Source organism: Bradyrhizobium elkanii WSM2783, assembly GCF_000472865.1.
Lineage (GTDB): Bacteria > Pseudomonadota > Alphaproteobacteria > Rhizobiales > Xanthobacteraceae > Bradyrhizobium > Bradyrhizobium elkanii_A.
The window spans coordinates 86,893-112,122 of sequence record NZ_AXAP01000024.1; the positions used below are offsets into that span (position 1 = coordinate 86,893).

The following is a 25,230-nucleotide window of genomic DNA, read 5'->3' on the forward strand; positions in this document are numbered from 1 at the left end:
TCACAGCCTGATCGCTTCGACGTCGATCCAGCGCCGCTCCTTCCAGCTCCGAAGCGCGCATTCGGCGAGCTGCACGCCCTTGGCGCCTTCGAGCAGCGTGTATTTGTAGGGCGCGTCCTCGCAGACGTGGCGGATAAACATCTCCCACTGCTCCTTGAAGCCGTTGTCGTAGACGGCATTCTCAGGCAGCTTCTGCCAGTCGGCATAAAAATCGTGCAGCCGCTTCTCATCCGGATTCCACACCGGCCGCGGCGTCGCCTGCCGCGCCTGGATCACGCAGTCGGTGAGCCCCGCCACAGCAGAGCCATGGGTGCCGTCGACCTGGAAGGTGACGAGATCGTCGCGATAGACGCGCGTCACCCAGCTCATGTTGATATGCGCGATCACGCCGCCCTTGAGCTGGAACGTCGCATAGGCGGAATCGTCGGCGGTGGCCTTGTAGGCCTTGCCTTTCTCGTCATAGCGCTCGGGGATATCGGTCGTGCCAAGGCAGGAGATGCTCTGCACTTCGCCGAAAAGGTTGTCGAGCACGTAGCGCCAGTGGCACACCATGTCGAGGATGATGCCGCCGCCGTCCTCAGCGCGGTAATTCCACGACGGCCGCTGCGCTTCCTGCCAGCCGCCCTCAAACACCCAGTAGCCGAACTCACCGCGCACCGAGAGCATGCGGCCGAAGAAACCGGAGTCGCGCAGGAAAGCGAGCTTCTTCAAGCCCGGCAGGAACAGCTTGTCCTGCACCGTGCCATGCTTGAGGCCCTTGGCGTTGGCGAGCTTCACGACCGCGATCGCCTCTTCCAGATTGGTCGCGATCGGCTTCTCGCAATAGACATGCTTGCCGGCATTGATCGCCTTGGCCAGCAGCGAGGGCCGCGCCTGGGTGGTCGCAGCGTCGAAGAACACGGTGTCGTTGGGATCAGCCAGCGCCTTGTCCAGGTCGGTGGTGACCCGCGCGATATCGAAGCGCTTGGCAAGCGCGCCGACCTTTTCGGCATCGCGGCCGACCAGGATCGGATCGGGCATGATGCGATCGCCATTCGACAGCAGCACTCCGCCTTGGTTGCGGATCGCGACGATCGAGCGGATCAGATGCTGGTTGAGCCCCATCCGGCCTGTGACGCCGTTCATGATCAGGCCGAGACGTTTGGTGGTCATAATGCTTGCTCCTGCAGAATTCTTGCTATTGGCCTCGCCAGCGGCGACAGGGTGGACCAGTCCGGATGCACTGATGTGGCAAAGCCCGGCGTCGTCAGCGATCCCGTCATGAGATCACCGTCATGGATAGCGAGGCGCACTTTGCGGTCGCGGACGTAGAGATCGGGATGCGCCGACAGGAATGCCTCCGCCTCGGCGGTGGGGGTCTCGGCAAAGCCGTCGACATAGTGATGCCCGTTGCGCTCGGCATGGGTGACGCCGATCAGCGCGCCGAGCGCGAGGTCCTGCTGCACGGCAAGCCCCGCCTGGCAGGTCAGGTCCTCGCCGCTGACGAAAAACGCATCGCCATCCGCGCTCCATTTGGCCGCGCGCGTCGCGTTGACGATCGACTTGTAGAGACCCTTGCAGGATTTCGAGGAGATGCCGCGATAGCCGAGCGCCCGCGCCGCCGGAAACGCATCGTAGGAATCATCGGCCTCGTCAATGATGAAGCCGCCTTTAGCCAGCGCGCCGAGCGGCGAGGCCTTGGTGATGTCGCGCGGCATCGGCTGCTCGATATAGAGTAGTTTAGCAGCGATCGGCTGCATTGCGCAGTCGCGGTCGAGGCGGTCGACCAGAGTGGCGAGCGCCGCAAGGTCGGCATATTGCTCGTTGGCATCGAGCGTAACCTTGTAGTCATACGGCAGCGTTGCCAGCTCATTGCCGATCCGGATCAGCCGCGCCGCATCATGTTCGGGATCGCCGTTGAGCTTGAGCTTGAAATAGCGCGCGCCGGCGTTTTCCCTTGCGTCGGCAACACCGCCCTCGCCTTCGATCTTGTCGTCGAGACCAACGGTGTGCCGGATCGCGACCCGCTCAAGCCGCTTGCGCCCGGCGAGGAAAGCCGCGATTTCACCGTCAGCCAGATCGGGCGATAGCCGCGCATCGATGCCGGCAACGTTCTGCGCCATGCCGTCGAAGAAATTGACGCCGACGGAGCGGAGCAGCGCATCCAGGATCGCCTTGTCGATTTCCGCCGGTCCATAGGCTGCCGCCAACGGTGGAATGTCCTCGCGTGCGCACGCCGCGACTTGCGCGCCGATGCAGGCGGCATGCAGGCCGAACGCGGTGTCAAAACCGGAATGGGCGAGATAGAATTCGCGCGCGATCAAGAGCGACCGCCGCAGCTCCTGCACCGTTTCGTCCGGCGTAAGCTCTGGCCGCTTGTCGAACCATTTCGGCACAAGGAATTCGGCGCTCGCACCTAGCGCCCGGCCCTTCCCCTCCACCTCGATCTCAACCCGCACGAAGGCTTGGGGCGTCGCGTTGACCACGACCGCGCCGAAGCGGAACGGCCGGGCAAAGCTAACCGGACGTTCGAACAGGGCAATATCTCGGACAACGAGACGGGGCGGCATCAGCTTCAAACCTCGGCAGTCTGATGCATTTTGGACGAACGGATCCGCGGGGCTCCACCTCTCCCCAGCGGGGAGAGGTGGGAGGATGCCGCGCCAGGGTGACTCGATCCCTGCATGTCCTAGTCCAGCGATCCCTGGGTGAAGAAGTGCTTGCGGATGCGCTGCACCAGCTCGGTGAAGACCGGATCGGACATTGCATCCAGCGAGCGCGGCCGCGGCAGCGGCACGTCGTAGATCGCCGCAATCGCGCCGGGACGCTCGGTCATCACGAGCACGCGGTCGGCAAGGAACACAGCCTCGGGAATCGAGTGCGTGATCAACAGCACCGTCTTGCCGGTCTCGCGCTGGATCCGCATCAATTCCACATTCATGCGCTCGCGCGTCATCGCGTCCAGCGCGCCGAACGGCTCGTCCATCAGCATGATCTTCGGGTCATGCACCAGCGCGCGGCAGATCGAGGCGCGCTGCTGCATGCCGCCGGAGAGCTGCCACGGCAGCTTCTTCTCGAAACCTTCGAGGCCGACCAGCTTCAGAAGCTCCTTCGCACGCGGCAGGTATTTTTCCCGCGGCAGCTTCTTCATGTCGATCGGCAGCATCACATTGGAGAGGATGTTCCGCCACGGCAGCAGCAGCGCGTGTTGGAACACGATGCCGACATTGCCGTGCGGCTTGGTCACCGGCTCGCCCTCGACCAGGATCTCGCCTGATGTCGGCGGCAGCAGTCCGGAGATCATCTTCAGCAAAGTCGATTTGCCGCAGCCGGATGGGCCGACCACGACGAAGAACTCGCCTTGATTGATATGGAAGTCAAGCGGCCGTAGCGACGGCACGTCGCCGTCGCGCGAGCGGTAGGTCTTGGAGACTCCGGACAGCTTGATGCCGGATGCCTCTCCGGCGGCACGGTCGGACACCAGCCGCAGATGCGCGGCTGGTTGATCCACATGGCTCTGTGTCGCCGGCTTCATTGCAGGTGCTTTCACGAGTCGCCCTTCGGCAGATAATCGTTGGTGTAGAAGGCCTTCGGATTGTCCTTGGCCTTGGCATCGAGCCCGCCATATTCGACCATGAGGTCGACGGAGTCTTTCATGTTCTGGTCGGTGACCTGGAACGGCCGCTTGGTCTTGGTTTCATCGGTGCGATAGAGCGGGATCGTCAGTTCAAAGCCCTGCGTCAGCGTGTCGATCTTGCCGCCCTTGGGGTTGGCATCGAGGATCGACTGCGCCGCCGCCTTCGGCTCCTTCTCGGCGGCTTCCACCGCCTTGGTCGTCGCCGACATGAAGCGGCGAACGAGATCGGCATTCGCCTTGACATAGTCGCTGTTGGCGATGATGCCCGAGGAGACCAGATGGATACCGTAGTCGGCGAACTTGATCGGATAGACGTCCTTGCCGGTGGCGTCCTTGATCTTCATCGACTGGTCCATGACATAGCCGAGCAACATATCGGCCTGACCGTTGATGACCGCATTCAGCTTGGTCTGGCCGTCGCCGGCAACCGTCTGGAAGTCGCTCTCCTTCAGGCCGGTCTTCTTCAGGAACAGCGGCCAAATCTGCGTCATCGAATCGGCCGGCGTGATCGCAACCGTCTTGCCCTTGATATCCTCTGGCTTCCTGATGTTCTTGTCGACGAAGCCCATCGCCGACATCGGGCTGGTCTGCAGGAGCACGCCGGTCGCGATGACGGGCGCGCCCTTCACCGCCGCGCGCATCATGGTGGGAATGTCGACATAACCGAAATTGGCGGTCTTGGCGGCCACCGCCTGCGTGGTCGCGGCCGAGCCGCGGCCTTCCTGGATCTCGAGATCGATGCCCTCGGCGGCATAGATGCCCTTGGCCTTGCCGTAATAGAACGGCGCGTGCTCGCCATAGACATACCAGTTGAGCATCAGCACCACCTTGTCGGCGGCCGATGCCGGAAGCACCGACATCGCCGTCCAGGTCAGCGTCGCCAAGACCACAGCTATCAATCGCATCTTGTTCTCCTCCCTCTCCCCGTCATTGCGGGCGAAACCTCTTGTTGTTGTCCTTCCGGATAACTCACGAAGCGAAAATAATGTCCTCGCGCTGGCTGACATGCCAGGGAATGACCAGGCGTTCGATGCGGTCGACGATCCAGAACAGGATGACGCCGAGCAGCGCCAGGATCACCAGCGCGGCGAACATCGTGGGCAGGTCAAAGGTTCCGATCGAGCGCTGCATCACATAGCCGATGCCGGAATTGGAGCCGACGAACTCGCCGACGACGGCACCAACCACCGCCAGCGTAACCGACACTTTCAGGCCGGAGAAGATCGCGGGCATCGCATGCGGCAGGTTGACAGCACGGAACACCTGGAAGCGGCTGCCCTGCATCGCACGCGCGAGATCGACCATATCAGGGTCAACAGACTTGAATCCCTGCACCGCCGAGACCACCACCGGGAAGAAGCCGAGCAGGAACGCCGAGATCACTTTGGGGATGATGCCGAACCCGAACCAGACCACGAACAGCGGCGCGATCGCGATCTTCGGCACCGACTGCGAGAACACCAGAAGCGGATAGACATAACTCTCCACCGTCCTCGACCCCGCGATCAGCATCGCGACGGGAATGCCGAACAGTGCCGACAACAGGAAACCACAGACCGTCGCATAGGTCGTCGGCCACGACTGCCGCAGCAGCTCCGGCCAGTCCGTCTGCAGCACGGCGACGACGTCGCCCGGCGACGGGATCTGGTAGGCGGGAATGTGGAACAGGCGGATGGCGAGGTCCCACGCCGCCACAATGAACACCAGGAACAGAAATGGGCGCACCCACGCCGCATTCAGCAGCCTCGACAGGCCTCCCGCTTCCTTGCTCTCCGCCACGTTCCGCTTCCCTGCTTGACCGTTTCTAGGACCGGAAATTAACCCGTTGGATAAATACTGTCCAGCCCGATTTCGCGCGGCATTTTGAGCGCATTTGGTCGTCATGCCCCGGCTTGACCCGTGCATCCACGCCTTATGGACTTGGAAAAACGTGGATGGCCGGGTCAAGCCCGGCCATGACGACGCGATGCAACAATTTCGAGCTTCGCTAAACCGCCTGCTGCGCGGTCACCTGCAGCTTCGGCGCCTTGCTCTTGCCGAACGCTGCGATCGACTTCCCCGTCAACGCCGCCAGCACCAGCGCAATCATGTGCTCCAGCCGTTCATCGCGGGCGTCCTTCGACAAGAGATCACGGCCGAAGATCACGCTCAGCGTCGCGCTGTTGGAGAGATAGAAGAAGGCAAGCGCGGCGATCGAGATATAGAGCTGCACCGGATCGACCGCGGCGCGGAAATCCCCGCTCTTCACGCCGCGTGTGACCACCGTGCGGATCATCTCGACGAACGGCGAATGCATCGATTTGACCTTGGTCGAACGCTTCAAATGCCGCGCTTTCGCAAGATTCTCGGTATTCAGCAGCGCCAGGAATTCCGGATTGCGGATGAAATAGTTCCAGGTGAAATCGATCAGCCGCGCGATCGCCTCCGGCGGCTCGAGATGTTCGAGATCAAGTCCGCGTTCTTCGGCGCGGATCTTCTCATAGGCGCCTTCGAGCACCTCGAGGTAGAGGTCCTCCTTGTTGCCGACGTGGTAATAGAGCATGCGCTTGTTGGCGCCGGCCTTCTTGGCGATGCTGTCGACGCGCGCGCCGGCGAGCCCATGAGTGGCGAACTCGGCCTTCGCCGCCTCCAGGATGCGCAGCCGCATCCCCTCGGGGTCACGCTGCCACTTCAGAACTCGCTTTGCCTTGGCCAATCGGATCGCTCAATTCAGTCGGAATGTTGGATGTAGCACGCCCGACGGCGTTTGAGAATGAATCTCCGCGGTCACGGTGACGTAGGATGGGTAGAGCGAAGCGAAAGAGAATCGTTACGCCACGACGGGGGCGGACGGCTGCACCAGCAGCGTCGGGACGCTGCAGGTGCTACTGTGCACGGTCATCACGCGCGTGCCCGGCTTGCGGCCGGTGCGGATTTCGGAGACGTCGACGCCGGCGGCAACGAGCCGCGCATGAGTGGCATCGATGTCGGTGACGCGCCAGCAGATGCCGCGCAGGCGGTCGGGTGCATCGGCCTCCGTCTTGCCGGGCTTGTGCGCGACCTCGACGATCAAATCGCCGCAGCGGAAGAACATCAGCCGGCCCCAATCTGCGTGCGAACGATCCAGCGCCATGTCGAGGCCGAGGCGGGCGCCATAGAGCGCGGCGGCGCGTTCGGGATCGGCGGTCGCAACCACCACGTGATCCATGGCGGTGATGCCCGCGGGCTGGGTGCGCACCGAGAGCGGGCGCTCCTGCTCGCGCTCGAGGAAGAACATCCGCACGCCGCGCGTCGCGTCGGTGGCGGCGCGGGTGCGCTTCCACGATAGCGTCGCGCCGGAGATCTCGTCCTGGCTCTCCACCTCCGAGACCGGCTCCGGCCGCAGCGTCAGCCGCTCCAGCCTGCGATGCATCTTTTCGATATCGTTGGTGCGGAAGCACAGGCTCGCTAACCCCTCGCCCTGCGATGCCAACACGGCGCGAATCCGGCCCGCATTCTCGCCCTCGCCGCTCGGCGCCATCAATTCCACCGATGTGTTGTCCAGCGTGAACAGCACCCGCGCCGCGCCGTCGCTGACGTTCTTCCACGCTGGCGAGCGTGCGAACAGCGTCTCATGAGCCGCTGTCGCCGCCTCGATATCGCCGGTGAGGACGACGACATGGTCGAGCGCGGTGATCATGGGAACAGCCCCCGCGTGTTCTTGGCGGCACGGACTTTCTCCACACCGATCGCCATCGCCGCGGTGCGATGCGGGATGTTGTCCGTCTTCGCGCGCTTCAACATCGTCTCGAAGGCGCGGTCGAGGATCTGGTATTCGCGTCGCATCACCTCCTCCTCTTCCCAAAACAATTGCTGCAGATCCTGCACCCATTCGAAGTAGCTGACCACCACGCCGCCGGAATTGCAGAGGATATCGGGAATGAGGAATATTTCATCTCGACGCTTGTCCAGGACAAGATCGGCCTCCGGCGTGGTCGGACCGTTGGCGCCTTCCGCCAGCACGCGGCACCTGAGCTTGCCGGCGACGCGAGCGTCGATCACGCGCTCCATCGCGGCCGGCACCAGCACGTCGCAGGGCAGCGTCAGTACCTCGGCGGGATCGAAATGCAGTTCGTTGGAGAAGCCCGCGATGCTGCCATGGAGCTGCGCATGGTGCATCAGCGCCGGGATGTCGAGGCCCTTCTCGTCATAGAGCGCGCCGGTGTGGTCGGAGACCGCTGTTATCTTGAGGCCGTAGTGATGCAACTCCAGCGCTGCATAGGAACCGACATTGCCGAAGCCCTGGACTACGGCGGTGGCGCCGGAGAGATTGATCCCAAGCTCCTTCAGCACTCGCCTGGCGAGATAGGCGACGCCGCGCCCGGTCGCCTCGCGCCGGCCGAGGGTGCCGCCGGAAGAAACCGGCTTTCCCGTGACGATCTCGGTCACAGTCTGGCCCTGGTACATCGAGTAGGTATCCATGAACCAGGCCATCACCTGTTCATTAGTGCCCATGTCCGGGGCCATCACATCGGTGTGCGGGCCGACGAAGGGAATCATCTCCTGCATGTAGCGCCGCGACAGCGACTCCAGTTCACGCTTGGAGATCTGCGTCACATCGACATTGACCCCGCCCTTGGCGCCGCCATAGGGAAGACCGACAAGAGCGCATTTCCAGCTCATCCAGATCGCGAGTGCGGCGACCTCGCCGATATCGACGGAGGGCGCAAAGCGGGTGCCGCCTTTGGTCGGGCCCATGGTGAGATGGTGCTGGACGCGATAGCCCTCGAACACCGCCACCGTGCCGTCATCGCGGTGGATTGGGCACGAGACCGTGACCGAGCGTTTCGGCATCAGCAGCCGGTCGCGCTCGTCCATGGGGATTTCGAGATGGTTGGCGATCACGTTGAACTGGTTCGCCGCCATCTCGAACACCGGCCCGGAATATACGGTCATCGCCCTACCCCCATTGTATTGCAACCAGGAACTCAGGACAGCCACCGTCCGTTATCGGACGGCATGCTGGCAAACGCGGGAACGGTGGTAGTCCGCTCACTTGGCCATCTCAAGCCGCAAAGACGGCATGGTTGCGAATAATTTCGGCGAACGCACATAATATCCGGTGCTAAGCTGAAGCTGCCGCCGGGACCACCCATCACCTCACGACGGAAAACGAATGCAGGCCCTCTTCATCGGACAGACCTATATCGACGTCACCTTCATCACCGACCATCTGCCGACCGGCGACGAGAAACATGTGGCCGACGCCTATGCGGTCTCCTTCGGCGGCAATGCCGTCACTGCGGCATTTTGCTGCGCCAAGCTCGGCATCGTGCCGGACCTGATCGCCACGATGGCGAATGATTGGCTCGGGCGGATGTTCTGGGACATGGCCGCGAAGTACGGAATCTCCGTCCATCCGCGCAAGGTCAATTCATCCTCGCTGTCCTTCATCATGCCGAAGGATGGCAAGCGCGCCATCGTCCGCTGCCGCGACGACGAGCATATTCATCCCTTCCCGCTGTTGAACCTGAAGGGCTGCCGCGCGCTGCATATCGACGGCCACCAGCCGGACGCTGCCATTCATTATGCAAAGCTTTGCCGCGAGGATGGCATCCTGACCTCGCTCGACGGCGGCGGCCTGCGCACCAACACCCATGAGCTATTGGAATATATCGACGTCGCGATCGTCGCCGAGCGCCTCTGCGAGCAGATGGACCTGACGCCGGAAAAGATGCTCGATTATCTCAAGGGCCGCGGCTGCCGGGTTGGCGGAGTGACGCAGGGCGAGAAGGGCCTGCTCTGGTATGACGAAGCCGGCGTGGTCCGCACCATGCCTGCGCTGCCGATCCCGCGCGAGCGCGTGATCGACACCAACGGCGCCGGCGATGTGTTCCATGGCGCTTACATCTATTCCTATCTCGCGCATCCCGGCAAAACCTGGAGCGATCATTTCGAACTCGCGCGCGCGGCGTCGACCTACAAGATCCAGAAGCTCGGCAACGAGGCAGGCCTGCCGACGCTTACCGACATCGAGGCGGTGAAGCGGGAGTTCCAGATCAACGCGTAAGGGAGCGCTCTTGGCATGCGGCGGGTTTTCGTCGCCGGCAGCATCAACATGGATGTGGTCGCAACCGCCGAGCGTCACCCGCGCGTCGGCGAAACCGTTGCGGGCAGCGCTGTGCTCTATTTCCCCGGCGGCAAAGGCGCCAACCAGGCCGTCGCCGCCGCCAAGCTCGGCGCGCCATCCACGCTGATCGGCCGGCTGGGCAAGGACGCTTTCGGAGAGCAGTTGCGGACGTTCCTCGCAGCCCAAGGCGTCGACCTCAGCTTCGTCAAGGACACGCCCGAGGCGCATACGGGCACCGCGATCATCACCGTCGCGGATGCGGATAACACCATCGTCGTGGTGCCCGGCGCGAATGCGCTGGTCGATGCCGACGACGTCGCAATGCCCGTGCTGGCAAAAGGCGACATTGCGGTGAGCCAGTTCGAAATTCCGCAGGCGGCCATCACCGCCTTTTTCAGGAGCGCCCGGGCCGCCGGCGCCACCACGGTCCTCAATCCCGCACCGGCCAGGAAATTCGACGGCGAATTGCTCGACCTCGTCGATATTCTCGTCCTCAACGAAACCGAACTCGGCTTCCTGACGGGACGCGAGCTGCGCGACAACGACGATTACACCCGCTTTATCGATGCCGCCCATTCATTGGCGGGAAGCGACAGAATCATCTGCGTCACGCTCGGCAAACGCGGCGTGCTGGCGCTGGTCAAAGATGAGCCGCTGATCGTGGCCGGGCGCGAGGTCAAGGCGATCGACACCACGGGCGCCGGCGATTGCTTCGTCGGCGCACTGGCCTCGCAACTCGCCGGCGGAAACAATCTTCGTGATGCGCTGGGTTACGCCAACGTCGCCGCATCCATCTGCGTGCAACGAATGGGCGCCGCGCCATCGATGCCGACTGCGGCAGAGGTTGCGAATATACTCAACACGTAGGGTGGGCAAAGCGTAGCGTGCCCACCATTTCATGCTGTGCTCTCGAAGGTGGGCACGCTGCGCTTTGCCCACCCGACAAATTCACATCAATGCGCTCTTGAGATCAAACGACGGATCGGCCGCCTGCTCCGGTGTGATCGAGCCGCCAGCGCCGAGCAATCTTCGGCCGAACATATGGTCGCCGGCACGGTTGACGGATTCGATGCCGACGAGATGGCCATCGCGATAACAAAATGCCGAGAACTGTCCCTGCTCGCGATCACCGCGCACCACGACGCGATCATAGCCGGTGGTCAGGCCTGCCATCTGCAATTTGTCGGGCCCCTGGTCGCTCCAGAACCACGGCAGCCCATCATAGGCTTTCGCATGGCCCGTGAGCCGCGCGGCGACGCAGCGGGCATGGTCGGTCGCGTTCTGCACCGACTCCAGCCGCAGCGAGCCGCCGAACCGCTCGCTCTTGTAGAGCGCGCAATCGCCGATGGCCGAGATATTCGGATCCGAGGTGAGCAGATGCTCGTCGACGATGATGCCGGACGCCACCGGCAAGCCGGCTTCCGCCACGATCTCGACATTCGGTAACACACCGACGCCGACCACGACGAGGTCGGCCGGGATATGCCGGCCGTCGCTGAGGCTGACGCCGGTCACCCTGGCGCCATCGGCCTCGATGCTCGTGACCTGAACGCCGAGATGGATGCGGATGCCGGCGGCCGTATGCCGCGACTGGAAGTAGCCGGAGATTTCCGCCGTCACCGCGCGCGCCATGACGCGTCCCGCCAGTTCGACCACATCGACCTCAAGCCCCTTCGCGCGCGCGGTTGCGGCGAACTCCAGCCCGATGAAGCCGGCGCCGATCACGACGACGCGCAGGCCGGGCTTGAGCAGATGTCGCAACGCTTCGCTCTCGTCCAGGGTACGCAGGTAGCGCACCGCTTCCAGATTGGCATTGGGGATATCGAGCAGCCGGTTGCGTGCGCCGGTCGCAAGCACCAGGTGCCCGTAATCGAGCGACGCGCCGGAATGGAGCATGATCTTTCGCGCAGCACGATCGATCGACACGGACCGATCGGTGATCAGTTCGATGCCCTGGTCGAGATAGAATTTTCCCGGTCGGAACATCAGCGTCTCCGGCCCGCCGGTTCCCTTGAGGTAAGCCTTCGACAAAGGCGGACGCTGGTATGGCAGATGGCCTTCGTCATTGATGAGCGCGATGCGCTCGGCAAAGCCGTCCTGCCGCAGGGACGCCGCTAGCTGGAAGCCGGCATGCCCCGCGCCGACGATGATCACCGGTCCTGTCGTCATCGCAACAATCCAGTTACGAGCGCGCTGAAGCGACCCATGCCATTTCCTCACTTAGATGTTGGCTTGTTCGCGTCGTCCGTGCGGCGCTCGTGTCCGCGTCCCGAACGATGGCAGGCGCCATTTGGCCTCATGCTTTGCCGCGATGCAAGAGTGTTTCCGGCGGCGAAACCAAATAAGGCGGCATTTTATGGAGAGTGGGATTGTCACCCCTGCGATCTGCGCCTTAAATGTCGGCCAACCATCCCGGAGGCCGCTCATGCCGACACCCTCTGCTACCGACCCGGCGCTGCTTAACATCGACGGCGCGATTGCGACAATTACCCTCAACCGGCCGGCGGCCTTCAACGCGATCGATCTGTCGATCGCAAAGAAGCTCGAGCAGTTTGGCGCTGAAGTCGAGGGCAACGACAATATCCGCGTGCTGGTGATCGAAGGCGCGGGCCGCGCTTTCTGCGCCGGCGGCGATCTGCAAACCATCGGCGCGGCCGTTGAGGCCAATGATGTCGACTCGGTCGTTGGCGAGTTGCTAAAGCATTACCACGCTTTCATCGCGACGCTCAGGCGGATGCCCAAGCTCGTGCTGGCGAGCGTGCACGGTTCGGCGGCCGGCGCCGGCCTGTCGCTCGCCTTTGTTGCCGACCTCTGCATCGCGGCCGAGGACGCTCGCTTCACGCCTGCCTATGCCAAGATCGGCGTCTCGCCCGATGGCGGCGGCACCGTCGGACTTGCCGCGAGCGTTGGGCCTCGCCGTGCGCTGCAGATCTTCCTGGCCGAGGACGGTTTTTCGGCGGCGCAGGCTTACGATTGGGGCCTCGTCGCGAAGGTGGTTCCGGCAATCGAGCTGAAGGCCGCGACACGCGAGTTTGCGCTGAGGCTCGCGCAGAATGCGCCGGCAGGTCTGGCAGCGACCAAAGCCCTGATCCACCGCGCGCCGACGACGCCGATCCAGGCGCAGCTCGACGCCGAGCGTGACGCCATCATCGACTGCATGCAGACGGATGAATTCCGCGTCGCCGTGAAGAAATTCACCAGCAAGTCGAAATAGGTTGGAGCCCTACTCCTTCCCACCGACGCGCATGAAATCGAAATCGCAGCCTTCATCGGCCTGCAGGATGGTCTCGTTGAAGAGGTGCGCATAGCCGCGCTTCGCCCAATCGGGCGTAGCCCGCGGGGCCAGCGCGGCGCGGCGCTTCTGCAATTCGGCCTCGTCGACCAGAAGATCGATGCGGCGCTTTGCGACATCGAGCTGGATCATGTCGCCGTTCTTCACGAGCGCCAGCGGACCGCCGACGGCCGATTCAGGCGTGATGTGCAGCACGATGGTGCCGAATGCCGTGCCGCTCATGCGCGCATCCGAAATCCGCACCATGTCCTTCACACCGGCACGTGCAAGCTTCCTGGGGATCGGCAGATACCCAGCCTCGGGCATGCCGGGCGCACCCTTGGGGCCGGCATTGCGCAGCACCAACACGTCGTCGGCGGTGACATCCAGTTCGGGATCATCGACGCGGAGCGTCATGTCTTCGACGGATTCGAACACGACGGCGCGCCCGGTATGCTGCAATAGCTTCGGGCTCGCGGCGGACTGCTTGATGACTGCGCCGCGCGGCGCCAGATTGCCGTGCAGGATCGCCATCGCGCCCTCGGCCTTGATCGGATTCTGGCGCGAGCGGATCGCATCCTGCCCCGGCACGTCCTCGGCTGCCGCAACGACCTCGCGCAGCGTCTGCCCGGTGATGGTTTTCGCATCGAGATCGATGAGTTCGCCGAGTTGCGCCATCAGCTTCGGCACACCGCCGGCATGATGGAAATGCTCCATGTAATGCTCGCCCGTTGGCTTCAGGTCGACCAAAACAGGCACCTCGCGGCCGAGCTTATCGAAAGCTTCGAGGTCGATCTTGTGCGGCGAGCGATGTGCGATGGCAGTCAGGTGGATGAGACCGTTGGTCGAACCGCCGATCGCCTGCATCACGACCTGCGCGTTACGGAACGAGGCCGGCGTCAGGATTTCGCTCGGCTTCGGCCCTTTGGCCTTTGCCATCGCGGCGGCGGTCCTGCCGCTCGCTTCCGCGGAGCGGAAGCGCTCGGCGTGCGGCGCCGGGATCGTCGCACTCATCGGCAGCGACAGTCCGAGCGCCTCGGTGACGCAGGCCATGGTGGAGGCGGTGCCCATCACCATGCAGGTGCCGACGGAAGGCGCGAGCCGGCCGTTGACCGCCTCGATCTCGTTATCGTCGATCTCGCCGGCGCGATATTTGCCCCACAGCCGCCGGCAATCGGTGCAGGCCCCTAACACCTCGCCCTTGTGATGGCCGACCACCATCGGCCCCACCGGAATGACCACCGTCGGCAGGTCGGCGCTGACGGCGGCCATGATCTGCGCCGGCAGCGTCTTGTCGCAGCCGCCGATGACGACGACCGCGTCCATCGGCTGGGCGCGGATCATCTCCTCCGTGTCCATCGCCATCAGATTGCGCAGATACATCGAGGTCGGATGCGCAAAGCTTTCCGCGATCGAGATCGTCGGGAATACGAACGGCATCGCGCCTGACAGCATCACGCCGCGCTTCACCGCCTCGAGGATCTGCGGGACGTTGCCGTGGCAGGGATTGTAGTCGCTATAGGTATTAGTGATGCCGACGATCGGACGATCGAGCGCGTCGTCCGAATAGCCCATCGCCTTGATAAAGGCTTTGCGCAGGAATAGCGAGAACCCGGCGTCGCCATAGCTCGTCAGCCCCTTGCGCAGACCTTCAGCCATTTTCTTGTTTCCTTCGGTTACAGTGCAGGCACTAAAGGAGCCTGGCAGATCGTTGTCAACGTTGGATACCTAGCTACCCGGCGGGGCTAGCCGAACATCCAAAGGGTCGTATCTAATCGATTATTATCTCCGGCGCATCACGGGCGACAACAAAGACGCAATAGCAAACCAGGCTCATCGCAATCGGGACGGCGTGCTCATGAAATTCGTGCATATGTTACTTTCGTCGATCACAGCATATCTCACACTCCTTAGCGCAGGCTTGGCTGCCGATCCTCGCGCCACGCAGCTCGCATACCAGCCGTGGATCAAAATTTGTCTGAACAACAACGCAAACTGCTTCGTCGGGATCGGTGCAAGCGGTTCATGTCAGCCGGCCGGCGGCAGCCTTACAATCGCCTTACAGAACGACGGCGCGACCTTGTCCGCCCAGTTCGGAACGAGACGCGGGCTCGACGGACCAATCAGTGTTCAGATCGACCAAGATGACCCGATTTCCATAGCCAATCCTCGTTGTTACCCCACCAGCTGCGTAGGCACACTTAAGATTGACAACGAACTCATCGGGCGATTGAAGCGCTCTCAAACGATAACCTCAAAAGCGCTCGATACGAACGGCCAAGAGATCAAAATCCTGTTTTCCTCGGTTGATTTCGCCAAAGTCTACGACAGACCAGGAAGTGAACCTCGCGTATTTGAAGAAGCCCAGCAAAGTTTAAAGGAATTGCAGCGGCAGCGGCCGGAGGAGTTCAAGCAACTTCCTCCATGCGAAGACTGACTATTTCTTCCAATCGATGATCCTTCCCTCATCACCGTCGAACTCCATGCCGCAGAACGCGCCGCCCTGGTAGAAGTCGCTGACCGGATCGGGTGGCAGCTTGGCCTGCTCGGCCATTGCGTGCTCGCGGAACTCCTCCGCGCGGCCGGTCGGGCGATAGCCGAGATCGTAGGCACGGTGATTGTCCCACCAGGCGCGTTCGTTGTGGGAGGCGCCGTAAAAGATCTCGAAATGGATATCGGGATGCTCGAGCCCGATGCGGCAGAGCTGTACCAGGTCCTCCGGCTTCAGCCAGATCGAGAGCCGGCGATGATCGAGCGGTTTGTCACCGAAATTGCCGATCCTCAGGCAGGTCACCTTCAAACCGTGCTTGTCGGCATAGAGCGCGCCGACCGCCTCGCCAAAGACCTTGCTGACGCCGTAGCGGCTGTCGGGACGCGCAGTGACATCGGTGCCGATACGGTGATGGCGCGGATAGAAGCCGACCGCGTGGTTCGAGGAAGCGAAGATCACGCGCTTCACGCCCTTCTTGCGAGCGGCCTCGAACAGATTGTAGCAGCCGATGATGTTGGACTGCAGGATGGAGTCCCAGGGCCCCTCGACCGAATAGCCGCCGAAATGCAGGATGCCGTCGACGCCTTCGCAGATCGCCTCGACCTGCGCGAGGTCGGCGAGATCGGCGGGCCTGAACGTTTCGTTGGCGCCGAGATCGGCAGGCCGCTTGAGATCGCTGAGCACGAGGTCGGGATAGATCGGCGGCAGCAGCTTGCGCAGGCTGGAGCCGATACCGCCGGCTGCGCCGGTCATCAGGATGCGTGGCATTTCGTCCCCCGTTTCTTCGCTCGTTGTTTCCGCCGATTTGCGGTCGGTGTCTGACAATGATAGCAAAATGAGGCGCGAGGAAACATCACAACGAGAACAGCAAATGTCCGATACGCATCCCGCCGGCTGGCGTCCGGCGACGTTCTATCCCGATCCCGCGATCCATGCGCTCGATCCGCGCTTCGAGAAATACTGGCTCAAGCTCTCGGCGGTGGAACGGCTGACCACCGGCCTGCGCTGGGCGGAGGGCCCGGTCTGGTTCGGCGACGGGCGTTATCTCCTGTGCAGTGACATCCCCAACCAGCGCATCATCAAGTGGGAAGAGGAAACCGGCGCGGTCAGCATCTTCCGCAAGCCCTCCAACTTCGCCAATGGCAACACGCGCGATCGGCAGGGCCGGCTCGTCACCTGCGAGCACGGCGGCCGCCGCGTCGTGCGCACCGAGTATGACGGTTCGATCACGGTGTTGATGGACTCCTTTGGCGGCAAACGGCTGAACTCACCCAATGACGTTGTCGTCAAGTCCGACGGATCGATCTGGTTCACCGATCCCATCTTCGGCCTGCTCGGCAACTATGAAGGCTACAAGGCCGAGCCCGAGATCGATGCCAACGTCTACCGGATCGACGGCGAGACCGGCAAAGCGACCATCGTCGCCGAGGGCGTCCTGGGGCCGAACGGGCTGTGCTTCTCGCCGGATGAGAAGATCCTCTACATCGTGGAATCCCGCGGCGCGCCGAACCGCAAGATTCTTGCCTATGACGTCGCGCCTGGTGGCGACAAGATTGCCAACAAGCGCGTCTTCGTCGATGCCGGCCCGGGCACGCCCGACGGCATGCGCTGCGACATCGACGGCAACCTCTGGTGCGGCTGGGGCATGGGCGATCCCGAACTCGATGGCGTCGTCATCTTCGCGCCCGACGGCGTCATGATCGGCCGTATCGCGTTGCCGGAGCGCTGCGCCAACCTCTGCTTCGGCGGCTTGAAGCGCAATCGCCTGTTCATGGCCGCCAGCCAGTCGATCTATGCGCTTTATGTGAACACGCAAGGCGCGCTCGGCGGATAGAAACACGGCGCCGGGGCGAAGGCCCCGGCGCCGCAATGGTGTCGTGAAAGGGTTTACGCCGCGTTGAAGCCGGCGACGGCCTTCACCTCGAGATATTCCTCCAGGCCGAACCTGCCCCATTCGCGGCCGTTGCCGGACTGCTTGTAGCCGCCGAACGGCGCGGTGCGTTCGTTCGGCACGCCCTGCAGGTTGACGTTGCCGGCGCGGATCTGGCGACCGACCTTGCGCGCGCGCTCAACCGTGCCGGCGGAGACGTAGCCCGCGAGACCATAGGGCGTGTCATTGGCGATGCGCACGGCGTCTTCCTCGTCCTTGGCGCCGATGATGGTCAGCACCGGTCCGAAGATTTCCTCGCGGGCGATCGTCATCTCGTTGGTGACGTCGGCGAAGATGGTCGGGCGGACGTAGAAGCCCTTGTTGACGCCCTCCGGCAGGCCCGGACCACCGGCGACGAGCGTGGCGCCTTCGTCGATGCCTTTCTGGATCAGCGCCTGGATCTTGTCCCACTGGCCGCGGTTGACGACCGGGCCGATGGTGGTGCCGTCGGCGCGGGGATCGCCGGCCTTGGTCTTGTCGGCGACGCCCTTGGCGATCGCGGCCACTTCCTTCATCTTCGACAGCGGCACGATCATCCGCGACGGCGCGTTGCAGGACTGGCCGGAATTGTTGAACATGTGCATCACACCGCCCGTCACCGCCTTGGCGAGGTCGGCGTCGTCGAGGATGACGTTCGGCGACTTGCCGCCGAGTTCCTGGCTGACGCGCTTCACCGTCGGCGCGGCGCGCTTGGCGACATCGACGCCGGCGCGGGTCGAGCCGGTGAACGAGATCATGTCGATATCCGGATGCTCGCTCATGGCGGCGCCGACTTCGGGGCCGAGGCCGTTGAGCAGGTTGAACACGCCCTTCGGCACGCCGGCTTCATCGAGGATTTCGGCGAAGATCAGCGCCGAAGTCGGCGTGAACTCGGACGGCTTCAGGATCATGGTGCAACCGGCCGCAAGCGCCGGCGCGACCTTGCAGGCGATCTGGTTCAAGGGCCAGTTCCAGGGCGTGATCATGCCGATGACGCCGACCGGCTCGCGCACGATCACGGCGGTGCCCATGGTCTCCTCGAACTCGTACTTCTTGAGGACTTCTAAAGTGTTCATGAGATGGCCGAGGCCAGCGCCGGCCTGCAGCTTCTCCGCCATCGGCAGCGGGGCGCCCATCTCGTCGGAGACGGCGGCGCCGATCTCCTTCATGCGGCGCTTGTAGATCTCGACGATCTTGGTCAAAAGCGCGACGCGCTCCTCGCGGCTGGTCTGCGAATAGGTCTCGAAGGCGCGCTTGGCGGCAGCCACAGCCTTGTCGACGTCGGCCTTGGAGCCGAGCGCCACCTCATACATCGCCTCTTCGGTCGCCGGATTGATGACGGGGGTGGACTTCTTGACGACGGGATCGACCCAGGCGCCGTCGATATAGAATTGCAGGCGGTTGACCATCGGAAACCTCTTGTGCGGGGCGTATGGAGAACAGAACGGAAGCGTTCGGCAGGCATCCTTGCACGAAAGCTTGATCAGTTGAACCCGCCATATGCGGTGGCGCCGCGATGCGGCGGACACCGGATATAAGATCAGCCTTGCGATGGTGGCAAGACGGCTCGCTGTCGCTCCCTCCCCTCTCCGTCCTCCTGCCTTACACCGCCATTTTGCGGTGCCGCACCGGGGCCCCGATGGTTACCGCTTCGGCGGCATCGATGATGGCGTTGGCGTCGATGCCGTGGTGGCGATAGAGGTCGCCGATCGAGCCGGTCTGGCCGAAATGCTCCACCCCCAATGCCTCGACGCGATGGCCGCGCACGCTGCCCAGCCAGCCGAGCGAAGCCGGATGGCCATCGAGCACGGTGACGAGACCGCAGTCGCGGTGCAGGACCGAGAGCAGCTTTTCGACATGGCTGAGATGCTGCACGCCGCGCCGGTCACGGCGCAAATTCCGTGCCGCGGTCCATCCGGCATGAAGCCGGTCGGCGGAGGTGATGGCGAGCAGGCCGACATCGCGATGGCTCTCGCCGATGAAACCAACCGCCTCGATCGCCTCCGGCGCAACCGTGCCGGTATAGGCAACCACGATATCACAGTTCGGCCCCGGCCGCCGCAGCCAATAGGCGCCGTCGGTGATGTCGCGCTGCAGTTCGCCCGTCATGATCCGCTGCGGCTGCTCGATGGTGCGGGTCGACAGCCGCAAGTAAACCGAGCCGCCCTCGCCGCCCTCACGCTGCATGTGCTGGAAGCCCCATCCCATCATCACCGCGAGTTCATCGACGAACGCAGGCTCGAACGCGGTGAGCCCATCCTGGCCGATGCCGATCAGCGGCGTCTTGATCGACTGATGCGCGCCGCCTTCGGGCGCCAGCGTCACGCCCGATGGCGTCGCCGCCACCATGAAGCGCGCATCCTGGTAGCAGGCATAGTTCAGCGCATCGAGGCCGCGCTCGATGAAGGGATCGTAGAGCGTGCCGACCGGCAGCAGCCGCTCGCCGTTGATCTGGTGCGACAACCCGAGCGCCGAGAGCAGGATGAACAGGTTCATCTCGGCGATCCCGAGCTCGAAATGCTGTCCCTTCGGCGAATATTCCCAGGTGTAGGCGGAGGGAATCTTCTCCTGCCGGAACAGATCGTGGTTCTCCGCCTTCGCGAACAGGCCGCGGCGGTTGACCCAGGCGCCGAGATTGGTTGACACCGTGACATCGGGCGACACCGTGACGATGCGCGAGGCGAGCGCACTATCACCACGGGCGATCTCGTTCAGCACCAGGCCAAAGCCCTGCTGCGTCGACATCTGCGCCGACGGCTTGTAGGCAAGCTGCGGCGGCACCTCAATCTGAGGCGCCTCCAGCCGGCGCCGTCCCTCGCGGTTGAATGGCGCCTCGCCCAGGAACGCTTCGAGCGCGGCCGGATCCTGCGACAGGCCTTCGAACTTCTCCCACTCATGGCCCGGCCGGATGTTCTGGCTCGCGCGCCATTTCTCCATCTGCGCGACCGTCATCAAGCCGGCATGGTTGTCCTTGTGGCCCTGGAACGGCAGGCCGACGCCCTTGATGGTGTAGGCGATGAAGCAGACCGGACGATCGTGATCGATCGCCTCGAACGCCTCGATCATACTCGCCATGTCATGGCCGCCGAGATTGGACATCAGCGCCAGCAGCTCCTCGTCGCTGCGGCGGTCGATCAGGGCCGAGACCGGTCCCTGGTCGCCGATGTCGTCCTGCAGATGCTTGCGGAAGGCGGCGCCGCCCTGGAAGCAGAGCGCGGCATACATCTGGTTCGGGCAATTGTCGATCCAGCGCTTTAACGCCTCCCCGCCCGGCTCGGCGAAAGCCTCGAGCATCAGCTTGCCGTATTTGACGATGACCACGTCCCAGCCGAAATTGCGGAACATGGTTTCGAACTTGGCCCACAATCCTTCGCGCACGACGGCATCGAGCGACTGCCTGTTATAGTCGACCACCCACCAGGTGTTGCGCAACCCGTGCTTCCACCCTTCGAGCAGCGCCTCGAAGATGTTGCCCTCGTCCATCTCGGCGTCGCCGACCAGCGCGATCATGCGGCCTTCAGGACGGTCCTGCATCCAGCCGTGCGATTTGACGTAGTCCTGCACCAGCGAGGCGAACAGCGTCTGCGCCACGCCGAGCCCGACCGAGCCGGTGGAGAAATCGACGTCGTCGACGTCCTTGGTGCGCGATGGATAGGACTGCGCGCCCTTGTAGCCGCGAAAATTCTCCAGCTTCTCGCGGGTCTGATGCCCGAACAGATACTGGATCGCATGGAACACAGGGCTCGCATGCGGCTTCACCGCGACGCGGTCCTGTGGGCGCAGCACCGAGAAATAGAGCGCCGACATGATGTTGGCGAGCGAGGCTGATGATGCCTGGTGGCCGCCGACCTTCAGCCCATCCGCATTGGCGCGGATGTGGTTGGCGTGATGGATCGTCCATGACGACAGCCAGAGCACCTTCCGCGCCAGCGCGGACAACAGTTCCAGGCGAGCGGGCGCAATTCCCATGATCGTGCTCCGGGCGTGATTCAAATATGCGCCGATTTTAGCGGTGTCGCCATCGGCAAAAATCTCAATTTCTTGCGACATACCGTCCTGGATTGGGATAAATTCCCACGTCCTGCTTCCAAACTGCGAGTTCATCCCAATGCCAGCGCTAGACGCCATCGACCGCAAGATCCTCAGCCTGCTGCAGACCGACAGCCGCATGACCATGCAGGAGCTCGCCGACAAGGTCGGCCTGTCGGTCTCGCCGTGTCACCGCCGCGTGAAGCTCCTGGAAGAGCGCGGCGTGATCACGCGCTATATCGCCACCGTCGACCAGAAGGCGCTCGGGCTGCATGTCAGCGTCTTCATCTCGATCAAGCTGGCGCGGCAGAAGGAGGAAGACCTCAACCGCTTCGCGCGCGCGATCTCGAAATGGGACGAGGTTCTGGAATGCTATCTGATGACGGGCAACCGTGACTATCTCCTGCGCGTCGTCGCCGCCGACCTCTCCTCTTATGAAGCGTTCCTGAAGAACAAGCTGACGCGGCTCGACGGTATCGCCTCGATCGAGTCGAGCTTTGCATTGAGCCAGGTGAAGTATTCGATCGCGCTGCCGGTGTGAGGTGGTGTTGCGATCCCGTAGGATGGGTAGAGCGGAGCGAAACCCATCGCGATGGAACAAGCCGCGCGAATGATGGGTTTCGCTCCGCTCTACCCATCCTACGACTCTGTCGTCCCCGCGAAGGCGGGGACCCATAACCACAGGGAGCTGTTGTGGCGCGAGCGAGCGGTTGCAGCGGAGCACATCACCAAAGCCTGTGGTTATGGGTCCCGGGTCAAGCCCGGGACGACGGGGTGAGAGCTGATTCAACTGTCAAACAGCGTGAGGATGTGAGTTCGCATTCTCGCGGCGCCATGCGTCCGAGCTTTGCTTTACTTTCCACCCTCTCACCAAACAGAGGGCGCAGGGAAAGCCGGGTGCCGGTTGCACCCATGGGTCCCGTGCAACAAAAAGCACGGGGGTAGGACCACAGGTTCAACCGAAGCATTCCGGCTTTCCCTGCGCGATGGTTTACGGCTTACTTCGTGCTCTCCCCGGTGACCGGGCTTTTTGCCACCGTCACTTCGCAAGAAGCTTAGCGCCAGCGTCGGGGCGCCAGGACCACACGACTTCGCCGTCCGCTGATGTCGCGTTCGCCTATCGCAACACCTGCGTCCACCGCATCTCACCGCAACGTTCGTGACGATCGCGAGCCGCCCCTCATCCGCCGTGAGACGCGCGGAGTTAAATCACTGATTTGCCCGACGACGGAAGCGGAATGTTTTTTGCTGCAGGGGTGGACAAGGCAAATCACGTTGATTGGCTTAAGGAAAATCGCGCGAATGATACGACGCCGTCATGCCCGGGCTTGTCCCGGCCATGACGGAGGAGAGGATTGCGCAATGTGTCCCCCAGTCATTCCGGGGCATCGCGAAGCGATGAGCCCGGAATCCATTTCTCCGCTTGCGTCTGTTGCACGACGGATTCCGGGTTCGTGCTTCGCACGCCCAGGGATGACGGTGGAGTTTGAGGCTCGAGAAGCGGTGGGGTTACGCTTCGCTAACCCACCCTACGAACCACGGACTGCGAGGCTCTTCATCAGGGCCGATATCCCAAACGTCCAGGGTTCGCATTCGTCGCTTGAGCGCATGCGGTTGACGAGCTTGCCGAGCTCGGGGGCCGCGATCGTGACGATGTCGTCGCGCTTGTGGGTAAAGCCCTGGCCCGGCGTATCGCGGTCCTTTACGGGCGCGAACATGGTGCCGAGGAACAGCGCAAAGCCGTCGGGATATTGATGGACCGGTCCGATGGTCTGCGCCACGAGGTCGGTCGGATCGCGGCTGATCTTGCTGATCGACGAATGGCCTTCGAGGACGAAGCCATCAGGTCCTTTCACGGTCAAGCCGACATCCATGTTGCGCACATGATCGAGCGAGAAACTGCGGTCGAACAGGCGGAGCAGCGGGCCGACGGCGCAGGAGGCGTTGTTGTCCTTGGCCTTGGACAATAGCAGCGCCGAGCGGCCCTCAAAGTCGCGCAGGTTGACGTCGTTGCCGAGCGTGGCGCCGACGATGTTGCCGCGGCTCGAGACGATAAGCACGACCTCCGGCTCCGGATTGTTCCAGGTCGATTTCGGATGCAGGCCGGCATCCATGCCGGTGCCGACCGAGGAGAGCACCGGCGCCTTGGTGAACACCTCCGCATCGGGGCCGATGCCGACTTCCAGATACTGGCTCCAGGCCTGCTGCTCGATCAGCACCTGCTTCAGCCGCATCGCCTCCTCCGACCCGGGCTTGAGCTTGGAGAGATCGTCGCCGACCAGCCGCACCACCTCCTTGCGGATCGCCTCGGCGGAAGCGGGATTGCCGCGCGCCCGCTCCTCGATCACGCGCTCCAGCATCGAAATGGCGAAGGTGACGCCGGCGGCCTTCAGCACCTGCAGATCGAGCGGCGCGAGCAGCCACGGCTTTTGCCGATCGCGGCGGTCCGGCGGCGTGTTGGCCACGATGCTATCGAGGTCGCCGACGGGCTCGCCCTTGAAGGCGCGCAGCGCAGCGGCCGGATCGCTCTCCTCGCACAATGCGCTGACAGTCGGAAAGCGCGCGGTCACATCGAACACACCGTCGCTGCGCACGGCGACCACGGCCGGTCCGTCGCGCCGCGGCAACCAGACGCGCCCGACCAGCGTGCCGTTGGTGCCGTCCTCCGGCAGGATGTCTTTGGCAGTCAGCGTGATCATCGGGCTATCTCCCATCCCTTTTCGTTGTTAGCGGCGCTTCTTAGCACGCCTGCGACGCCAGTGTAGAGATGCTCGTCATCCCGATGTCACAGAAGCAGCGTCAATTCCGGCACTCCACATCCCGACTGTGAGCAGCCGAGAGACAGCACTCCATGACCACATCCACTCCGATCGACGAAGCCGCCCTGCGCGAGCGCATCAACCAGGAAATCGCCGACAATCTTGACGAGGAACTTGAGCTCGAACTCGACGATACGCGGCTGGACGATCTCGACGACGTCGCGCGGGCCGGCCTGCCTGTGCTCGATCGCAAGCTCTATTTCCGGGAATTGCTACGGCTGCAGGGCGAGCTCGTGAAGCTGCAGGACTGGGTGCAGCACGAGAAGAAGAAGGTCGTGATCCTGTTCGAAGGACGTGACTCCGCCGGCAAGGGCGGCGTGATCAAGCGCATCACCCAGCGCCTCAACCCGCGCATCTGCCGCGTCGCGGCGCTGCCGGCGCCGAGCGAGCGGGAGCGGACCCAATGGTACTTCCAGCGCTATGTCGCGCATCTGCCGGCCGGCGGCGAGATCGTGCTGTTCGACCGTAGCTGGTACAACCGCGCCGGCGTCGAGCGCGTGATGGGCTTCTGCACCGACGAGCAATACCAGGAATTCTTCAAGTCGGTGCCGGAGTTCGAGCGCATGCTGATCCGCTCCGGCACCATCCTGATCAAATACTGGTTCTCGATCACCGATGACGAGCAGCAATTCCGCTTCACGATGCGGATCCAGGATCCGCTGAAGCAATGGAAGCTGAGCCCGATGGACGTCGAGGCGCGGTCGCGGTGGGAGCAGTACACCAAGGCCAAGGAGACGATGCTGGAGCACACCCACCTGCCCGACTCGCCGTGGTGGATCGTCGATGCCGTCGACAAGAAGCGCGCCCGGCTGAACTGCATCTCGCATCTGTTGACACAGATTCCGTATCAATCGGTGCAGCACATCCCGGTCGTGCTGCCGCCGCGCGTCCGCAATCCTGACTATCACCGCGGTCCGATCCCGGAGGAGATGTATGTCCCGGCGGCGTTCTGACGGAAGGCGTTGTAGGGTGGGCAAAGCGCAGCGTGCCCACCTTTCTTGCACCGA

General features: G+C 63.2%; 21 protein-coding genes. 7 read left to right on the top strand and 14 right to left on the bottom strand.

Translation table 11 applies throughout. The features are described from left to right. From YY7_RS0121380 to YY7_RS0121415, 8 genes are all read right to left on the bottom strand, one after another. On the bottom strand, positions 1-1,152 hold the full coding sequence (locus YY7_RS0121380) for a Gfo/Idh/MocA family protein (RefSeq protein WP_028165013.1): 1,152 nt from the start codon (positions 1,150-1,152) through the stop codon (positions 1-3). Continuing rightward, the gene (locus YY7_RS0121385) at positions 1,149-2,549 is read right to left on the bottom strand and encodes a hypothetical protein (RefSeq protein WP_028165014.1); all 1,401 of its coding nucleotides are present in this window, start codon (positions 2,547-2,549) and stop codon (positions 1,149-1,151) included. Before YY7_RS0121385 ends, YY7_RS0121380 begins: the two co-directional genes overlap by 4 nt. Positions 2,550-2,668: 119 nt before the next feature. Further along, positions 2,669-3,514, bottom strand: a complete 846-nt coding sequence (locus YY7_RS0121390) for an ABC transporter ATP-binding protein (protein ID WP_028165015.1) — start codon at positions 3,512-3,514, stop codon at positions 2,669-2,671. Between the two features lie 11 nt (positions 3,515-3,525). Continuing rightward, a complete protein-coding gene (locus YY7_RS0121395) occupies positions 3,526-4,521 on the bottom strand; it encodes an ABC transporter substrate-binding protein (protein WP_051396830.1) in 996 nt (331 codons plus the stop codon). A 64-nt stretch (positions 4,522-4,585) separates the two neighbouring features. Further along, positions 4,586-5,395, bottom strand: coding sequence for an ABC transporter permease (locus tag YY7_RS0121400; RefSeq protein ID WP_028165017.1), 810 nt, complete (start codon positions 5,393-5,395; stop codon positions 4,586-4,588). A 208-nt stretch (positions 5,396-5,603) separates the two neighbouring features. Next, entirely contained in the window at positions 5,604-6,311 is a 708-nt protein-coding gene (locus YY7_RS0121405; protein WP_196237303.1) for a TetR/AcrR family transcriptional regulator, read from the bottom strand. A gap of 114 nt (positions 6,312-6,425) precedes the next feature. Continuing rightward, a complete protein-coding gene (locus tag YY7_RS0121410) occupies positions 6,426-7,274 on the bottom strand; it encodes a VOC family protein (protein ID WP_028165019.1) in 849 nt (282 codons plus the stop codon). Further along, the gene (locus YY7_RS0121415) at positions 7,271-8,530 is read right to left on the bottom strand and encodes a Glu/Leu/Phe/Val family dehydrogenase (RefSeq protein WP_028165020.1); all 1,260 of its coding nucleotides are present in this window, start codon (positions 8,528-8,530) and stop codon (positions 7,271-7,273) included. Before YY7_RS0121415 ends, YY7_RS0121410 begins: the two co-directional genes overlap by 4 nt. A 220-nt stretch (positions 8,531-8,750) precedes the next feature. Here YY7_RS0121415 and YY7_RS0121420 point away from each other — a divergent pair, with 220 nt between their 5' ends. Both YY7_RS0121420 and rbsK read left to right on the top strand, forming a co-directional pair. Continuing rightward, positions 8,751-9,644, top strand: a complete 894-nt coding sequence (locus YY7_RS0121420) for a sugar kinase (RefSeq protein WP_028165021.1) — start codon at positions 8,751-8,753, stop codon at positions 9,642-9,644. A 15-nt stretch (positions 9,645-9,659) separates the two neighbouring features. After that, on the top strand, positions 9,660-10,571 hold the full coding sequence (gene rbsK / locus YY7_RS0121425; protein WP_028165022.1) for a ribokinase: 912 nt from the start codon (positions 9,660-9,662) through the stop codon (positions 10,569-10,571). 81 nt (positions 10,572-10,652) lie between these two features. On the opposite strand, the gene YY7_RS0121430 is transcribed toward rbsK, so the two are convergent. Continuing rightward, positions 10,653-11,873, bottom strand: a complete 1,221-nt coding sequence (locus YY7_RS0121430; RefSeq protein WP_028165023.1) for an NAD(P)/FAD-dependent oxidoreductase — start codon at positions 11,871-11,873, stop codon at positions 10,653-10,655. A 256-nt stretch (positions 11,874-12,129) separates the two neighbouring features. Here YY7_RS0121430 and YY7_RS0121435 point away from each other — a divergent pair, with 256 nt between their 5' ends. Continuing rightward, positions 12,130-12,918, top strand: a complete 789-nt coding sequence (locus tag YY7_RS0121435) for an enoyl-CoA hydratase/isomerase family protein (RefSeq protein ID WP_028165024.1) — start codon at positions 12,130-12,132, stop codon at positions 12,916-12,918. A gap of 9 nt (positions 12,919-12,927) precedes the next feature. On the opposite strand, the gene YY7_RS0121440 is transcribed toward YY7_RS0121435, so the two are convergent. Then, complete coding sequence (locus YY7_RS0121440; protein ID WP_028165025.1) at positions 12,928-14,634, bottom strand: IlvD/Edd family dehydratase; 1,707 nt, start codon at positions 14,632-14,634, stop codon at positions 12,928-12,930. A 199-nt stretch (positions 14,635-14,833) separates the two neighbouring features. On the opposite strand from YY7_RS0121440, the gene YY7_RS0121445 reads away from it, so the two are divergent. Then, positions 14,834-15,412, top strand: coding sequence for an invasion associated locus B family protein (locus tag YY7_RS0121445; RefSeq protein ID WP_028165026.1), 579 nt, complete (start codon positions 14,834-14,836; stop codon positions 15,410-15,412). Here the strand turns inward: YY7_RS0121445 and YY7_RS0121450 are convergent, their stop codons facing one another. After that, positions 15,413-16,234: an NAD-dependent epimerase/dehydratase family protein gene (locus YY7_RS0121450; protein WP_028165027.1), complete on the bottom strand. Its 822-nt coding sequence runs from the start codon at positions 16,232-16,234 to the stop codon at positions 15,413-15,415. Positions 16,235-16,337: 103 nt separating this feature from the next. On the opposite strand from YY7_RS0121450, the gene YY7_RS0121455 reads away from it, so the two are divergent. Further along, positions 16,338-17,300 (top strand): SMP-30/gluconolactonase/LRE family protein, encoded by a 963-nt coding sequence (locus tag YY7_RS0121455; RefSeq protein WP_028165028.1) that lies wholly within the window; start codon positions 16,338-16,340, stop codon positions 17,298-17,300. Between the two features lie 53 nt (positions 17,301-17,353). Here the strand turns inward: YY7_RS0121455 and YY7_RS0121460 are convergent, their stop codons facing one another. Together YY7_RS0121460 and YY7_RS0121465 are read right to left on the bottom strand one after the other, a co-directional pair. Then, on the bottom strand, positions 17,354-18,784 hold the full coding sequence (locus tag YY7_RS0121460) for an aldehyde dehydrogenase family protein (RefSeq protein ID WP_028165029.1): 1,431 nt from the start codon (positions 18,782-18,784) through the stop codon (positions 17,354-17,356). A 193-nt stretch (positions 18,785-18,977) separates the two neighbouring features. Further along, positions 18,978-21,344: a transketolase gene (locus tag YY7_RS0121465; protein WP_028165030.1), complete on the bottom strand. Its 2,367-nt coding sequence runs from the start codon at positions 21,342-21,344 to the stop codon at positions 18,978-18,980. Positions 21,345-21,483: 139 nt separating this feature from the next. On the opposite strand from YY7_RS0121465, the gene YY7_RS0121470 reads away from it, so the two are divergent. Beyond that, positions 21,484-21,945, top strand: coding sequence for an Lrp/AsnC family transcriptional regulator (locus tag YY7_RS0121470; RefSeq protein ID WP_028165031.1), 462 nt, complete (start codon positions 21,484-21,486; stop codon positions 21,943-21,945). Between the two features lie 988 nt (positions 21,946-22,933). On the opposite strand, the gene YY7_RS0121480 is transcribed toward YY7_RS0121470, so the two are convergent. Further along, positions 22,934-24,103, bottom strand: a complete 1,170-nt coding sequence (locus tag YY7_RS0121480) for a fumarylacetoacetate hydrolase family protein (protein WP_028165033.1) — start codon at positions 24,101-24,103, stop codon at positions 22,934-22,936. Between the two features lie 152 nt (positions 24,104-24,255). Between YY7_RS0121480 and ppk2 the strand changes: the two genes are divergently transcribed. Beyond that, positions 24,256-25,176, top strand: coding sequence for a polyphosphate kinase 2 (gene ppk2 / locus YY7_RS0121485; RefSeq protein ID WP_028165034.1), 921 nt, complete (start codon positions 24,256-24,258; stop codon positions 25,174-25,176). Positions 25,177-25,230 lie beyond the last annotated feature (54 nt).

Coding starts and splice junctions, on each gene's coding strand:
- ppk2 (WP_028165034.1), top strand. CDS start 24,256: ATGACCACATCCACTCCGATCGACGAAGCCGCCCTGCGCGAGCGCATC.
- YY7_RS0121460 (WP_028165029.1), bottom strand. CDS start 18,784: ATGGTCAACCGCCTGCAATTCTATATCGACGGCGCCTGGGTCGATCCC.
- rbsK (WP_028165022.1), top strand. CDS start 9,660: ATGCGGCGGGTTTTCGTCGCCGGCAGCATCAACATGGATGTGGTCGCA.
- YY7_RS0121480 (WP_028165033.1), bottom strand. CDS start 24,103: ATGATCACGCTGACTGCCAAAGACATCCTGCCGGAGGACGGCACCAAC.
- YY7_RS0121440 (WP_028165025.1), bottom strand. CDS start 14,634: ATGGCTGAAGGTCTGCGCAAGGGGCTGACGAGCTATGGCGACGCCGGG.
- YY7_RS0121380 (WP_028165013.1), bottom strand. CDS start 1,152: ATGACCACCAAACGTCTCGGCCTGATCATGAACGGCGTCACAGGCCGG.
- YY7_RS0121435 (WP_028165024.1), top strand. CDS start 12,130: ATGCCGACACCCTCTGCTACCGACCCGGCGCTGCTTAACATCGACGGC.
- YY7_RS0121465 (WP_028165030.1), bottom strand. CDS start 21,344: ATGGGAATTGCGCCCGCTCGCCTGGAACTGTTGTCCGCGCTGGCGCGG.
- YY7_RS0121430 (WP_028165023.1), bottom strand. CDS start 11,873: ATGACGACAGGACCGGTGATCATCGTCGGCGCGGGGCATGCCGGCTTC.
- YY7_RS0121445 (WP_028165026.1), top strand. CDS start 14,834: ATGAAATTCGTGCATATGTTACTTTCGTCGATCACAGCATATCTCACA.
- YY7_RS0121390 (WP_028165015.1), bottom strand. CDS start 3,514: ATGAAGCCGGCGACACAGAGCCATGTGGATCAACCAGCCGCGCATCTG.
- YY7_RS0121470 (WP_028165031.1), top strand. CDS start 21,484: ATGCCAGCGCTAGACGCCATCGACCGCAAGATCCTCAGCCTGCTGCAG.
- YY7_RS0121415 (WP_028165020.1), bottom strand. CDS start 8,530: ATGACCGTATATTCCGGGCCGGTGTTCGAGATGGCGGCGAACCAGTTC.
- YY7_RS0121455 (WP_028165028.1), top strand. CDS start 16,338: ATGTCCGATACGCATCCCGCCGGCTGGCGTCCGGCGACGTTCTATCCC.
- YY7_RS0121410 (WP_028165019.1), bottom strand. CDS start 7,274: ATGATCACCGCGCTCGACCATGTCGTCGTCCTCACCGGCGATATCGAG.
- YY7_RS0121395 (WP_051396830.1), bottom strand. CDS start 4,521: ATGCGATTGATAGCTGTGGTCTTGGCGACGCTGACCTGGACGGCGATG.
- YY7_RS0121420 (WP_028165021.1), top strand. CDS start 8,751: ATGCAGGCCCTCTTCATCGGACAGACCTATATCGACGTCACCTTCATC.
- YY7_RS0121450 (WP_028165027.1), bottom strand. CDS start 16,234: ATGCCACGCATCCTGATGACCGGCGCAGCCGGCGGTATCGGCTCCAGC.
- YY7_RS0121385 (WP_028165014.1), bottom strand. CDS start 2,549: ATGCCGCCCCGTCTCGTTGTCCGAGATATTGCCCTGTTCGAACGTCCG.